This is a genomic window from Clostridium sp. LBM24168 (assembly GCF_052953915.1).
Map to the genome: position 1 here is coordinate 2,318,186 of NZ_CP196861.1, position 14,025 is coordinate 2,332,210.

Annotated in this window: 13 protein-coding genes; 5 read left to right on the forward strand and 8 right to left on the reverse strand. The window is 31.2% G+C overall.

All coding sequences use genetic code 11. The features are described from left to right. Positions 1–54 precede the first annotated feature (54 nt). Positions 55–216: a CDIF630_02480 family spore surface protein gene (locus ACSVC9_RS11475; RefSeq protein WP_446897621.1), complete on the forward strand. Its 162-nt coding sequence runs from the start codon at positions 55–57 to the stop codon at positions 214–216. A gap of 55 nt (positions 217–271) precedes the next feature. Here the strand turns inward: ACSVC9_RS11475 and nifJ are convergent, their stop codons facing one another. Next, complete coding sequence (gene nifJ, locus ACSVC9_RS11480; RefSeq protein ID WP_446897622.1) at positions 272–3,838, reverse strand: pyruvate:ferredoxin (flavodoxin) oxidoreductase; 3,567 nt, start codon at positions 3,836–3,838, stop codon at positions 272–274. Between the two features lie 325 nt (positions 3,839–4,163). On the opposite strand from nifJ, the gene ACSVC9_RS11485 reads away from it, so the two are divergent. Then, positions 4,164–5,096, forward strand: a complete 933-nt coding sequence (locus ACSVC9_RS11485) for a cation diffusion facilitator family transporter (RefSeq protein WP_446897623.1) — start codon at positions 4,164–4,166, stop codon at positions 5,094–5,096. Between the two features lie 159 nt (positions 5,097–5,255). On the opposite strand, the gene ACSVC9_RS11490 is transcribed toward ACSVC9_RS11485, so the two are convergent. From ACSVC9_RS11490 to cobC, 6 genes are all read right to left on the reverse strand, one after another. Next, positions 5,256–6,884, reverse strand: a complete 1,629-nt coding sequence (locus ACSVC9_RS11490; protein WP_446897624.1) for an IS1182 family transposase — start codon at positions 6,882–6,884, stop codon at positions 5,256–5,258. Positions 6,885–6,986: 102 nt separating this feature from the next. Beyond that, a complete protein-coding gene (locus ACSVC9_RS11495; protein ID WP_446897625.1) occupies positions 6,987–7,193 on the reverse strand; it encodes a DUF1858 domain-containing protein in 207 nt (68 codons plus the stop codon). Positions 7,194–7,337: 144 nt separating this feature from the next. Beyond that, positions 7,338–8,369 carry an FAD:protein FMN transferase gene (locus tag ACSVC9_RS11500; protein WP_446897626.1) on the reverse strand — a complete coding sequence of 344 codons (1,032 nt, stop codon included), beginning with the start codon at positions 8,367–8,369 and terminating at the stop codon, positions 7,338–7,340. A gap of 48 nt (positions 8,370–8,417) precedes the next feature. Continuing rightward, positions 8,418–8,957 (reverse strand): bifunctional adenosylcobinamide kinase/adenosylcobinamide-phosphate guanylyltransferase, encoded by a 540-nt coding sequence (gene cobU, locus ACSVC9_RS11505; protein WP_446899849.1) that lies wholly within the window; start codon positions 8,955–8,957, stop codon positions 8,418–8,420. Between the two features lie 35 nt (positions 8,958–8,992). Continuing rightward, a complete protein-coding gene (gene cobS / locus ACSVC9_RS11510; protein WP_446897627.1) occupies positions 8,993–9,751 on the reverse strand; it encodes an adenosylcobinamide-GDP ribazoletransferase in 759 nt (252 codons plus the stop codon). Positions 9,752–9,787: 36 nt separating this feature from the next. Beyond that, complete coding sequence (gene cobC, locus ACSVC9_RS11515) at positions 9,788–10,396, reverse strand: alpha-ribazole phosphatase (RefSeq protein ID WP_446897628.1); 609 nt, start codon at positions 10,394–10,396, stop codon at positions 9,788–9,790. A 176-nt stretch (positions 10,397–10,572) separates the two neighbouring features. Between cobC and ACSVC9_RS11520 the strand changes: the two genes are divergently transcribed. Continuing rightward, positions 10,573–10,992: a Fur family transcriptional regulator gene (locus ACSVC9_RS11520; protein ID WP_446897629.1), complete on the forward strand. Its 420-nt coding sequence runs from the start codon at positions 10,573–10,575 to the stop codon at positions 10,990–10,992. Between the two features lie 20 nt (positions 10,993–11,012). On the opposite strand, the gene ACSVC9_RS11525 is transcribed toward ACSVC9_RS11520, so the two are convergent. Next, a complete protein-coding gene (locus ACSVC9_RS11525) occupies positions 11,013–12,221 on the reverse strand; it encodes an ABC transporter substrate-binding protein (protein WP_446897630.1) in 1,209 nt (402 codons plus the stop codon). A gap of 120 nt (positions 12,222–12,341) precedes the next feature. Between ACSVC9_RS11525 and ACSVC9_RS11530 the strand changes: the two genes are divergently transcribed. Both ACSVC9_RS11530 and ACSVC9_RS11535 read left to right on the forward strand, forming a co-directional pair. Continuing rightward, on the forward strand, positions 12,342–13,283 hold the full coding sequence (locus ACSVC9_RS11530; RefSeq protein ID WP_446897631.1) for a VCBS repeat-containing protein: 942 nt from the start codon (positions 12,342–12,344) through the stop codon (positions 13,281–13,283). A gap of 318 nt (positions 13,284–13,601) precedes the next feature. Beyond that, the gene (locus tag ACSVC9_RS11535) at positions 13,602–13,985 is read left to right on the forward strand and encodes a hypothetical protein (RefSeq protein ID WP_446897632.1); all 384 of its coding nucleotides are present in this window, start codon (positions 13,602–13,604) and stop codon (positions 13,983–13,985) included. Positions 13,986–14,025: the final 40 nt, after the last annotated feature.

The following is a 14,025-nucleotide window of genomic DNA, read 5'->3' on the forward strand; positions in this document are numbered from 1 at the left end:
ATTTTACTTATATATTCAGGATTTTTGAAAATAATATTTATAGAGGTGATATAAATGTTAGGTAATAGAAAATCCAATAAAAAAATACCCATTGAAAATCATGAAACTGCCGCCTGGGCAAACATAAAAAAAACAAAACCTGTATCAAATGTACCTCTCGGAGACGAATCCAATGCGTCCAATGCAAAAGACTGGGTAGACGAAAACGAGAAATAGAGGAAATTAAAACAGTTTCAGAATCTAAATTCAAATTCTGAAACTGTTTTTTTATCTATCTTTTAACTTGATCCTGATAATCTATTTCCGATAATTTTTTATATATATCGTACCTGTCTCGTGCATTTTTTTCAGCCATTTTATATAACTCCTCAGCCTTTTGAGGCAATACTTTTCTAAGGGAAGAATACCTTATCTCACCTTCTATATGATCCCTAAAAGAGGTTTTCGGTTCTTTTGAATCTAAAATAAATGGGTTCTTTCCTTCAAGCTTCAGCTGTGGGTCAAATCTATAAAGATGCCAATATCCAGCATTTACTGCCTTTTTCTCCTGTGCTATACTTGTTCCCATACCTGTCTTTATACCATGGTTTATACATGGTGCATATGCTATTATAAGCGATGGACCTCTATAATTTTCGGCTTCTTTTATTGCCTTCAATGCATGATTCATATTAGCTCCAAGTGCAATTTGAGATACATATACATATCCATAACTCATTGCCATAAGTCCAAGATCCTTTTTCTTAGTCTTCTTACCCATTGCAGCAAATTTTGCTATTGCCCCCGTCTGTGTGGACTTGGAAGATTGACCTCCTGTATTTGAATAAACTTCAGTATCCATTACAAACAAGTTTACATCATCTCCTGAAGCAAGGACATGGTCTACTCCTCCAAATCCAATGTCGTAAGCCCATCCATCTCCTCCTATTATCCACTGTGACTTTTTAACAAGAAAATCTTTTTTGTCAAGTATTTCTTTTAATATAACATTGTCTGAGTAATCTTTAAAATTCAAAATAGAATTTACAACTTTCGTGGAGGATATCTTGGATAAGCTACCATCTTCCATGGTATTTATCCATTCATTGAATGACTGAACTAGATCATTTTCTTTACTGCTGTCTCGTGAGCTCTCAATATAATTGAGCATAAGCTTTCTTATTCTTTCCCTCATATACCTTACAGCAAGAAACATTCCATAGCCATATTCGGCATTATCTTCAAATAGTGAATTTCCCCAGGAAGGTCCCTTCCCCTCACTATTTTTTGTATATGCTATGGAAGGTGCACTTGCTGCCCATATAGAAGAACACCCTGTCGCATTTGCAATCATCATTCTTTCACCAAACAGCTGTGTAAGGAGTCTTATATATGGAGTTTCTCCACAACCAGGACATGCACCATTGAACTCAAGAAGCGGTGTTACAAATTGACTTCCCTTCAGAGTATTTCTGCTTATCAGATCTTCCTTTTTCGATAAGCTCAATGCATAATTCCAGTTTCGGGATTCCACCTCTACCTGTTCTTCCCATGGTTTCATGACAATTGCCTTGCCTGGTGCAGGGCACACATCTGCACAATTACCGCATCCTGTACAGTCCATAGGGCTTACCTGTATTTTAAAATTCAGATTTTCAAGCCCTTTTCCAACAGCCTTCTTGCTCTTGAAAGCAGCTGGAGAATTCTTAACTTCTTCCTCATTCAATAAAAATGATCTTATAGTGGCATGCGGACAAACATAGGAACATTGATTGCATTGTATACACTTATCCATCTGCCATTCAGGCACCATAACAGCTATTCCTCTCTTTTCATAGGCAGTGGTTCCAACAGGATAAGTACCATCCTCCATATTCAAGAATGAACTTACCGGCAAGTTATCTCCTTCATTTTTGGACATAGGTATCTGGATATTTCTTACAAATTCAGGTATATCTATATTTTTATTATCACCTTTCCACCCCTCTTGTGCATTTTTCCAGCTTTCAGGTACATTTACTTTTACAACTGCATCCAATCCTCTATCTACAGCCATTTTATTCATCTGAACTACTTTTTCACCTTTTCTGCCATAGGTCTTTTCTATTGAATCCTTCAGATATATCACAGCTTCATCTATAGGAATTACTTTTGCAAGCTTGAAAAATGCAGCCTGCATTATCATGTTTATTCTCCCTCCAAGACCTATTTCCCTGGCTATTTTCACTCCATCAATTATATAAAAATCTATATTGTTCTCTGCAATATATCTTTTCATGGAAACCGGAAGTTTATCTTCAAGCTCATCCTCATTCCAGTGACAGTTAAGAAGAAATGTCCCCCCCTTTTTCATGCCCTTCAAAATATCATAATTATATATGAAGGATCTATTGTGACATGCGATATAGTCTGCATTATTTACCAGATAAGGCGATTTTATAGGATTTCTACCAAATCTCAAATGTGATACTGTAGTTCCACCGGATTTTTTACTGTCATAGGAAAAATAAGCCTGGGCATACAAATCCGTATTGTCTCCAATTATCTTTACAGCTGATTTGTTCGCACCTACTGTTCCATCTGAACCAAGTCCCCAGAATTTACAGCTTATAGTACCCTTTGGAGTGGTTTCAATATGTTCGCCTTCCTCCAGAGACATGTTTGTTACATCGTCTATTATGCCTATGGTAAAATGTTTTTTTGGATTCTCCGATTTCATATTGTTGAATACGGACATCATATGGGACGGAGTAGTATCTTTTGAACCCAATCCATATCTTCCTCCAAATATCTGTGGCCTGTTTTCCATATCATAGAATAACTTGCAGATATCTAGATACAAAGGTTCTCCAATTGATCCTGGCTCTTTTGTCCTATCAAGAACGGATATTTTCTTTACTGTATCGGGAAGTACATCCATAAAATATTTACTTGAGAATGGTCTATAAAGATGTACCTTTATATAACCTACTTTTTCTCCTTTTTGAGAAAGGTAATCTACTGTTTCCTCAATTGTATCACATACAGAACCCATGGCCACTATTACATTTTCTGCATCTTTTGTTCCATAGTACTCAAACGGCTTGTAATTTTTGCCTGTTATATTATTTATTTCTTTCATGTATTGTTCTACTATATCAGGTACTTTTTCATAAAATCTATTTGATACTTCTCTTCCCTGAAAATATATATCCGGATTCTGTGCTGTTCCCTTGACAGCTGGATGTTCCGGATTTAAAGATCTCTTTCTAAATTCATTCAGTGCATCATAATCAACAAGTTTTTTTACATCATCATATTTAATAACATCTATTTTCTGATACTCATGCGAAGTTCTAAATCCGTCAAAAAAGTGAAGAAATGGCACTCTTGATTTTATGGCACTTAAGTGTGCTATAAACCCCATATCCATGGCTTCTTGAACATTTGAAGATGCCAAAAGTGCAAATCCAGTCTGTCTACAAGCCATAACATCCTGGTGATCTCCAAATATTGAAAGTGCATGAGTTGCAACTGCACGGGCACTTACATGAAAAACAGCGGGTAAATGCTCCCCAGCTATTTTATACATGTTTGGAATCATGAGAAGAAGTCCTTGTGATGCAGTATATGTAGTAGTAAGGGCTCCAGCACAAAGCGAACCATGTACTGCCCCGGCAGCTCCTGCTTCTGACTGCATCTCACTAATTTTGACCGTATCTCCAAATATATTTTTTTTACCCTGTGAAGACCACTCATCTACTGCTTCAGCCATAGGAGTAGACGGGGTAATTGGATATATAGCAGCAACTTCTGTAAACGCATAAGACGCATAAGCAGCAGCTCCATTTCCATCCATAGTTTTCATCTTTTTTGCCATTATAAATCACTCCCTATTTTATAAAAATACAACTTAACATCTCTATTTATTATTTGAAATACAATAAATTCTCATACATAATAACTGAAAATAGTTTCTATATTTATAGATAACTATCACATAAAATCTTCAATTAATATATTATAATATATGCTTATGATAACTTTCATCTATTAAATTTAATTTTCAATTGATAATTTATTTCATAATATGTTTCTATTGACTTATAAGATTTAATGGGTTATTATAATAGTTATTATACTTTATCATTTGATAAAATAAATTTGCTAATTCAAGTAAATTTTTCATATATGGAGATGTTATTATGAATGAAAAAATGAAAACTGCAGGTCTTTCTATATTATCTAACAGCAGTTTAATAATAATGAAATTAATAGTGGGAACTATTACTGGTTCAGTAAGTATTATATCCGAAGCTATTCATTCTACTATAGATCTAGTAGCTTCTTTTATATCTTTTTTTTCTGTCAGGATATCCTCAAAGCCTGCTGATACTGAGCATCCATACGGACATGGTAAATTTGAAGATGTATCTGGAGTTTTTGAAGGTATATTAATTTTAATTGCCTCCATATGGATAATATTTAAGGCTATAGACAAATTAATATCTCCAACGAATACTCATTCATCTATCATTGGATTCACAGTTATGTTTATATCCGCAGGCATAAATTTGCTAGTATCAAAAAAATTATATAAAATTGCAAGAAAGGAAGATTCCATGGCATTAGAAGCAGATGCCCTTCATTTAAGAACCGATGTATATACCTCTCTTGGAATTGCAGCTGGTCTTCTATTAATATGGATCACAAAACTTGAAGCCCTTGATCCATTAATAGCAATAACAGTTTCAATATTTATTTTAAAAGAGGCCTTCACTCTCTTAAAATCTGCTTTTAATCCTTTAGTAGATGTTAAATTATCCGACAATGAAATAAATACAATCAAGAACATAATATCTGAATATAATTCTGTTTTCTGTGGATTCCATAGATTGAGAACAAGAAAATCTGGAGATAAAAGATATATTGATCTACATCTAGTATTCCCTCAAGACATGCATGTAAAAGATGCACATGATATATGTGACAAAATAGAAACTGAATTGTCAAAATTTCTTAAAAATACAGAAACCATGATCCATATAGAATCCTGTAATAATGACTGCAAAGACTGTAATTTTAAAGAAAAATTTAAATGTGTAGATAACATAAAAAAAATGGGGCTGTCGCATTAGCATAAAAATTATGCTAATGTGACAGCCTTTTTTAACATTTTATAGAAATTTTCATGATAATTTAAAGCAACACAAACTCTATAACTAAAAAATGGTACACTTTAATAAGACTTTTCTATTAAGGCTTTTTTGATTCACAGGCTTTTTAAGATTTTAAAATTAAGCACTACTTTTAAGTGGAAAAAGATGATTTTCTGTTCTATCTGACTGAATTTTATTATGGAGCTTATTGACATTATGTGCCATCGCTAACAAAATACTTTCCGCCAAAATATTCTGTTTACCTCTACTTAGATATCTACGAAATCCCATATCCTGTTTTATCTCTGCAAAGGAGCCTTCGGCTTGGATACTTCGATTCATTCTTAGCTCGCAGCCTTCTTCACTTACAATTCTTTCAAGATTCTCTTTGCGGAGCATGTTGAACAGCTTTGAAGTTTCAAGATTTTTGACCCTTTCTTCCAATGGTATTTTGCTGTTATGTCCTTTTATACATTTACTTTTATGCTGGCAGTTATTGCAATCCTCACATGTATAGATTGTTTTCTCACTTATATAACCAGTCCTGCTTTTCCTTTTTAGTACCCTGTTTACTGTTAGCTTCTTATTATTTTTACAGGTATAATAGTCGCCAGATTTGTTATAATCTATATTATCTATCCGGCTTATATCATTTTTATATTTACGCGTTTTGGATATTTCATAGTTTGCTGGTTTTATATATGATAACTGTCCGTTCGCTTTAACATAAACATAATTTTCTTCACTCTCATAACCTGCATCAGCAGTAATTTTAAAATACTTAAAATACAGGAGGTTCTCCATGCTTTTTATGAATGGAATCAACGTTTTTGTATCCGTGCTCTGGTTGCCTGCAGTAAGCCATACTATATATTCAGAATCTACTCCATGCTGAACATTGTATGCAGGTTTTAGCTGACCGTTTTTCATGGCATCTTCTTTCATCCTCATAAAAGTTGCATCCTTATCCGTCTTCGAGTAGCTGTTACGCTTGCCGCAGGTATGGATTTTCTGTGTATACTCTTTCAGCTTATTAAGATATCCCTCAAGCTTTTCAATAGAACGTTGAATTGGATTTTTCCTTTTGCCAGATCCATGTACAAACTGTATATTTTCTTTATGCTTCAAGGCGTAAAGTTTCTTGCGTAACTTTTTTACGTGCTTTATTTTTACCTTATTTTGATATACAAGCTTTAGTCCGTACAGTTCTTCACATTCAGCCACAAAATCAGCTAATTTAGAAAGCAGTCTGGCTAAATTTTTTGAAACTGATCTTTTCCAGATAAAAGTATATTTGTTTGCACAAGCTTCTATCTTTGTACCGTCAATAAATACAGCATCACCTGATATTTCTCCAATCTCATAAAGGAAGTTTGTCATTTCGGCCATGATTGTTTCTGAACATGGAGCGAAATGAAGGCTGCGGAATCTAGCAAATGTAGAATGATCCGGTACTTGTGAACCTTCTAAGAGATACATAAAGTTCACGTCTCTTTTGCATGATTTCTCCATTTCTCTTGATGAATAATTATGATTCATATATGAGTAAAGTACAATCTTCAGCATCTGACGCGGTGTTGCCTGATTCTCCCTCATACGGGAGTAAGTCGAATACAAATCTGTTAAATCCATCTCCTCTACAAACTGACTTAGCAAATGCACCGAATCATTATCTGGTATCATGTAATCAATATTTAATGGAAGTTTTAATTGATAATTTCCACGATTTGAAGTATAATTTTTATGTAAATTAATGTATTTAGTCATATATTAATTTTACCATAAATCTTTCACTCTTCCGAGTGGGAGATTTATTTTTTACGTAAAAAACTGTCGCACTAATTTTTTTTAGTGCGACAGCCCCATTTTTTATTGTTGAACTGTTTCTGAATTCAACGCTTCAACAAGTCCATTAACGTCTACTCCATGTACCATAGCAGCTTCTTCTATAGTCTCTGCAAGTGATGCCGGGCATCCAATGCATCCCATTCCAAAACTCATAAGTGTTTCTGCATATGCAGGATTGATTTTAAGAACTTCTCCAATAGTCATATTCTTAGTAACTTTATTAGCCATGATATACAACCTCATTTCCATCTAATATTATATATCCTAACTGCGTTTATTGATATATATTCTATAGTAATACTAAATTTATTCTATATCAAGTAGAAATAAAACACTTTTAATGGATTATTAAACAATATTGATAAATTCATATTAATTCATCAGTTTATACTCTGAATCCACTATCTTAAAATTATTTTTTAATCCACTAGTTATATATATTTTCTTGTCCTTAGTTATAAATACAGCCTGTAATTTTGCTACATTTTCTGCATATTTCATTCCTTTGTCAACACCTAAATAGAATATATTTTTAGTCATAGCATCTGCATCTATTGATGTATTTGTAATTAAGGTTACACTGGCCAAATTATTGTCCATAGGATATCCTGTAAATGGATTTAATATGTGATGATATATTTTACCATTTTTTTTAAAATATCTTTCATAAATTCCCGAAGTAACTACTGTCTTGTTAGTAACTTTTATGGATGCAACTACATTTCCTCTAGTCTGGAAAGGATCCTGTATACCTATATTCCAAGGATCTCCATCTATATTATTATTCAAAGCCAAAACATTTCCACCTAAATTTATTATGGCATGTTCAACTCCATTTTGCTTCAATATTTTAGCTGCCTCATCTGCAGCATATCCCTTTGCTATACCACCAAGGTCAAGTGACATGCCTTTTTTTGACAGCATAACTTTTTTATCTTTATTATCTAAAAGAAGATTTCTATAATTTACGAGAGATTTACTATTCTGAATCTCATTTTCATCTGGCAATCTGGCATTGTCTGTTCCAATTCCCCATAATTTGACTAGTGGACCAACAGTGATATCAAAAACTCCTCCTGACTGTTGTGAATAATATTTTCCCTTTTTCAATACATAAAAAGTATCATCTGAAACTTTTACGTAGCCTTTTCCAGATGCTTTTGCTACTGCATCTAATTCAGTACCTTGTTTGTTGACACTCATTTTATTTTCAATCTGCTTTATTCTTGTAAACGCTTTATCAATTATAGATTCTGGTTTATCATCATATATAGTTATAGTACATATAGTACCCAGCATATATTCAGTTTTTGAAATCGGTTCTTCATTATTATTGCTTCTGCACCCGTATAACGGTAACATAATTAATATTAACAAAGCCACAATAAAGTTTTTCTTATTCATAATTTATCCTCTTCTAATTTAAATTTTGGTTATCTTATATAATTTTATCTATTTTAATTTAAGTGGGGATCCACAAAATACAATATATACCTCATTACTATTATCTGCCATAAATTGATTTACTCTACCCAATATATCTGAAAATATTCTTCCAAGTCTGTATTCAGGCACTAAACCCAATCCAACCTCATTAGTAATAAATATTACCTCACTTTTACTCTCCTTAGCTGCTAAAATTATATCTTTTATTTCATCAAAAATATCCTTCTCCAACTTATGAATTTCATAATTAGTAATAGTGTCAAAATCCCTATGGACTTCAAACATTATATTTGTGACAAGGGTACCTATACATTCAATTAATATATACTCATATTTTCCATTTTTAATTACATTACCAAGTTTTCTGTATCCTTCATAAGTATGCCATTTAGGATTCCTGCGTAATCTATGTATTTTTATTCTTTCTTCCATATCCTCATCAGTAGCTATAGAAGTGGCTATATATAATACATCGTTCTCATTTAAAAGCATCTTTTCAGCAAAATTACTTTTTCCACTTCTGCTTCCTCCTGTTATTAAAATCATTTTTCCCACACTATTATCCCACCTTTATATTATACTTACTTGATAATTATTATCGATATTAAAATGAGCATTGATATTTCTACAATTTCATTATTTGCACCAAGCAAATCCCCTGTCAGCCCACCAATTTTCCTCTTACAATATAAGTTAAAAACAAATGATATCATAATTGCTAAAGCTATCAATAGTATTGAATATTTAAGATTAATGGCAATTATAAACAATAACATTCCAATAGTGATTGACACGCCTATAAAAAATTGACTGATATTCACGGAATTTATAAATAAATTACCGGTTCCCGTGCTTTTAGCTTCTTTTCCAACAGCTACAAGAAACAATGTAGATAGTCTGGATATTACCGGGGCAATCATTATAGACGCTGAAAACTCTGGAACTATATAACAGAATAAATTATACTTAAAAAGTATATCCATTACAATAGCTATACAAGAATAAGTCCCCACTCTGCTGTCTTTCATTATTTCTATTATTTTATCTTTGCCATTAAATGAAAAAAAACCATCACACATATCCCCAAGCCCATCCATATGCATTGCACCAGTCAGCATAATACCAACTAGAACAATTACTATTACAGAAATATTTATAGGTAATACATTTATTAAGAGCTTATATACAATCCATTGTATTGCACCTATAATTAGTCCAATTACAGGCATGAATATAGAGCCCCACCTAAAATTTTCCTTCTGGCAATTTAGATTCATATTTATATCAATTCTCGTCAGGAACTGTACCATAAGCAAAAAATTGTTTATCATTTTCTTCACCACTATAACCTCTTCATGAATTTATGACTGTCTACCTCATATTATATCATTTAAACTATCCAAACATATTATACTATCAATATACAAATTTTCATATTCATATTTTATAATCGATATATCACCATTATGAGATGCAAACTTCCAGAAAAAATCTATGGTATTATTCAATACATAACAGTACATGGATTTTATAACCCCTGCATGAGTTACAACAAGTACATTCTCACTCTCATTATTCAAAATATATTCCATAAAATTTCTCACCCTGGCATAAAATTGGAGATAACTTTCACCACCTGGAGGTACAACATTTTTCCAGTCTCTGCACCAGTTTCTCCATTGTTCCGGATAAAGTTTTTTTATACATCTATAGTCCTTTCCTTCAAATTCACCTAAATTCATTTCATTTATTCTATTGTCAATTATAAATTTTTTGGAATCCTCTTTTACAATCATTTTAGCAGTTTCCAAAGATCTTCTTTTTTCACTTATATATATATGATCAAATACTGTATCCTTCAGTATCTTAGATAACATTTCCGCCTGCTTTTTACCATTTTTATTCAGGCTAGATTCAGTTTTACCATAATATAGTCCTCTTTTATTTGCATCAGTTTCACCATGACGTACAAAATATAAATTCATTCAATCTTCCTCCTATATATTTTATAAAAATAAGAGCAGTTTTCTGCTCTTAAAACAATTACTATAAAATTACTTTTGACAAGTAATAATTTTTATTATATAGTTATATTAATCAGATAAATATATAACACTTATAAATAACTAATTGTTATTAATCTATAATAAGGATGGTGAATATGGATAACTTATCAGGTATTTTTAGAGAGAAAAAACTAAAATTGACACCCCAGCGCATAGCTGTATACAAATATTTAAAATCTAGCAAAGACCACCCTTCTGCAGAGACAATATATAAATCTCTCTTATCAGATTATCCAACCATGAGTTTAGCTACTGTTTATAAAGCTCTTAAAACTCTAGTGGAAGTTAACTTGATACAAGAGTTAAATGTGGGTGAAGGCAACTTCAGATATGACGGTAAAACTAGTCCCCATCCACACATACAATGTATATCCTGTGGAAGAGTAGACGATGTAAACGGAATCTGTTTCTCTGATTTAAATGACAAAATTAGTGACAAAGTTGACTATATTGTTATAAGCAATCAAGTTTATTTTTACGGAATATGCCCAGATTGCAGAAAGAAACAAGAATAAATCCTTTTTATTCTGGCAGCTTATGGCTGCCATTTTTCCAATATTTCTTTCCATTCGTTCCCCGTATATTTCCCCGAAAATATATCGTCTATTTTAGATGATATACCACTTTTAATTTCGTCTGGGATATTATATATAATTGATATATTATCCTCAGAACTGTTTTTTATATGTGATGCTATACTTTTCTTTATCCCGTTATTTTTACTATTTACCTTCTTGTTAGATGTAATATACCCCATTTTTAGAAATTGTTTCTGCATGCTATCATTAAAACTAAACTTCATAAATTTTTCTGCTTCATCAGAATTATTTCCATTCGTAGGCATACACATCAATACATCTGCCATAATAGGTACTTTCATACTTGACAAACTATCACTTATAGCTCCTATATCATCATTATCTAAATTTCTAGCATAATATGAAGATATCATAGCCATAGGTATATCCCCACTTTTAAATTTATCTATCGTCATTTCATTGCCAGCTTCAAATGTATTCTTATTTATTATTCCACTGCTAACAAGAACATCAATATCTCTAAATATATTCTGCATATATGGTAATTTTTCATATTCTTTAGCATTACTGCCATATATATTTTCGAGTTTTCTCATTGGTATTAAATTGTTGCTTGCTACTACAGAAAAAATAGCATTATTTATATCCATATTCTCATCTAAAATTGCAGGTATTTTTTTGGAATTAAGTTTTTTCAATACATCTTCAAAATCAGCTAAGGTAGTTGGCGGTTTTAGCTTAAGTCTAGCAAAAGATTTTTTATTATATAAAAATTCTAAAGTACATGGCATAATAGGCACTCCGTAATATTTATCGTTGAACCTACCGTATATCTTTAGTACTGAATAGTATCTTGTTGCAATATCATTTTCCTTATAAAAATTCTTCATATCCGACACTAGACCTTTTTGGGCCAAATTCAGCATATCACTCCTGTCAATAAATATTATATCATTTTTGCTGCCAATATTGTCTTCTATTCTATCTCCTATAATGTTATTTATATTGAGTTTCACATCAGGATTTTGTTTTTGGTAAAAATCTGTTAGAATTTTTATTATATTTAAAGATTCTCTATCTTTTACTCCTACATATAAATTAATCTGCTTCTGCTGTGCTTGTTCTTTACTATATATAGAACAACTAACTAAATTAAAGGGAAAAACCAGTATTAAAAAAAACAGTATTACTCTCTTATAATCCATATTTATTCCCTCCTTTTTTGTGAATTAAAATCAATTTTTATATTGTTTCATATAAATTTATTTTGTGCATATTAATTAAATATATAATCAAATTCATATAATTAATAGGAAGTGAAATTTATGAAGTTAAGAGTAATATTCCTAAAAAAGAAACATCTATTTTTTATAGTACCATTAGTAATTTGTACATTAATTATACTATTTGTAGTATATAAGACTTGTTTTCAAATTACTTCCCCTTCTTTTAGCAATATATTAGAAGATAAAATATTAAAAGCAGATTTTGATGGAGATGGAATAGACGACAAATTATACGTAAAACAGAGCAGCAATAAATATATGATAAAAGTAAAAATAAAAAATAAAGCATATGATCTAATTACTAATGATAATCTATCTATAATAAGCAGCTATTATCCTTATTGGCCCCTTAGAATAACTATACTGGATGTATCAAGAAATAGAATCCCTGAAATATTTATTCAAGGATCTCTAGGTAAAAATTCAGTTCAACGAATTTTTACCTTTAACGGAAAAAATTTTGAAAATATACTTTCAAACTCCAACAATATACTAGGATTCATAGATTGCACCAATAATAGGACTCCTAAAATAATTACTGGAAAATTTCAACAAAATACCATGTCCCTTACAAATTACATATTTTTAAATTATAAGTTTAAAAACTATAACTTACAGGATAATAATACTTTTATGGGAAAGGATACTATTTCATCTTTTATAGACTTCATCCAAAAGCTCCCTGCAAGCAAATCTTATATTCCAAATAATATTTTTTCTTCTAATTTAACCAACGAGGATTTATATTCAATAGACAAGCTTGCAAACGCAAATAATTCTTATATATTTCAAGATGCAATATTCACGGAAAAGAAATGTGACAACAAGGGGAATACTTCTGAATTGTCCTGGATACTAAACTTTAAGGGGATATCAAATTCAAATAATTCAATAGTTAAAAATTATACTGTAAAATTAGTCCTTGCACCTGATTCTAGTAACTCTAAATCAAACTACTTTAAAATTGTTTCAATATATTAATATAAATTTAAATTATTACAAATATCACATTTTACAAATATAAAAAGGGACCGTTTTACGGTCCCAAGGGGGATGGGGGGTTATTGCATCAAATGACATAAAAATCATGTGATGCTTAGGAGAATGTATCTCCGATTACATTTTATATATTCCCCCATTCTAGAAAATTTATTCATATTAAATTAAAATTATTATAAAAATATGAATTTTATCTGTGTCAAATGCACTATTTCTGAATAATATATAGTATCAAACATTTATATTAAAATGATACACATAGAGATGAGAAAACAAACATCTTAAGGAGGGGTGATTTTTATGTCAAAACATCACCATAGAAATAACAACAATGGATTTAATCTGGGAGATCTTCTAAGTAATATCGATATTCCTCAATTATTATCCATGCTGTCTTCATTTAGTGGCTCAAAAGGAATGGCATCAAATGATAAAATTAGTTCAATATTAAATAATTTAAACATGGAAGACATAGCTTCAAATAGTAGAAATGGATTCGATGATTCCAATATAAAATCTAAACTTGCTGCTCTAGAAAATAGGCTCTCCAGTCTAGAAAACAGAAATCAAATGCAAAATGAAGTGTTACAAAAAGTTAGAGAGCTTCAGAATTCTCCAGATGCAGCTAAATTTTTAAATGATTTTATGAATTCAAACTTAGATGATCATAAAAGAAATAGATAAAATATAGTCCATCTAAAAAGCACTGTTTATATCTTAACAG

What these genes read in the sequence shown, in the direction of transcription:
- ACSVC9_RS11475 (WP_446897621.1), top strand. Translation starts at nt 55, where the DNA reads ATGTTAGGTAATAGAAAATCCAATAAAAAAATACCCATTGAAAATCAT.
- ACSVC9_RS11495 (WP_446897625.1), bottom strand. Translation starts at nt 7,193, where the DNA reads ATGGCTAATAAAGTTACTAAGAATATGACTATTGGAGAAGTTCTTAAA.
- ACSVC9_RS11525 (WP_446897630.1), bottom strand. Translation starts at nt 12,221, where the DNA reads ATGGATTATAAGAGAGTAATACTGTTTTTTTTAATACTGGTTTTTCCC.
- cobC (WP_446897628.1), bottom strand. Translation starts at nt 10,396, where the DNA reads ATGAATTTATATTTTGTACGTCATGGTGAAACTGATGCAAATAAAAGA.
- nifJ (WP_446897622.1), bottom strand. Translation starts at nt 3,838, where the DNA reads ATGGCAAAAAAGATGAAAACTATGGATGGAAATGGAGCTGCTGCTTAT.
- ACSVC9_RS11500 (WP_446897626.1), bottom strand. Translation starts at nt 8,369, where the DNA reads ATGAATAAGAAAAACTTTATTGTGGCTTTGTTAATATTAATTATGTTA.
- ACSVC9_RS11490 (WP_446897624.1), bottom strand. Translation starts at nt 6,884, where the DNA reads ATGACTAAATACATTAATTTACATAAAAATTATACTTCAAATCGTGGA.
- ACSVC9_RS11520 (WP_446897629.1), top strand. Translation starts at nt 10,573, where the DNA reads ATGGATAACTTATCAGGTATTTTTAGAGAGAAAAAACTAAAATTGACA.
- cobU (WP_446899849.1), bottom strand. Translation starts at nt 8,957, where the DNA reads ATGATTTTAATAACAGGAGGAAGCAGAAGTGGAAAAAGTAATTTTGCT.
- ACSVC9_RS11530 (WP_446897631.1), top strand. Translation starts at nt 12,342, where the DNA reads ATGAAGTTAAGAGTAATATTCCTAAAAAAGAAACATCTATTTTTTATA.
- ACSVC9_RS11535 (WP_446897632.1), top strand. Translation starts at nt 13,602, where the DNA reads ATGTCAAAACATCACCATAGAAATAACAACAATGGATTTAATCTGGGA.
- ACSVC9_RS11485 (WP_446897623.1), top strand. Translation starts at nt 4,164, where the DNA reads ATGAATGAAAAAATGAAAACTGCAGGTCTTTCTATATTATCTAACAGC.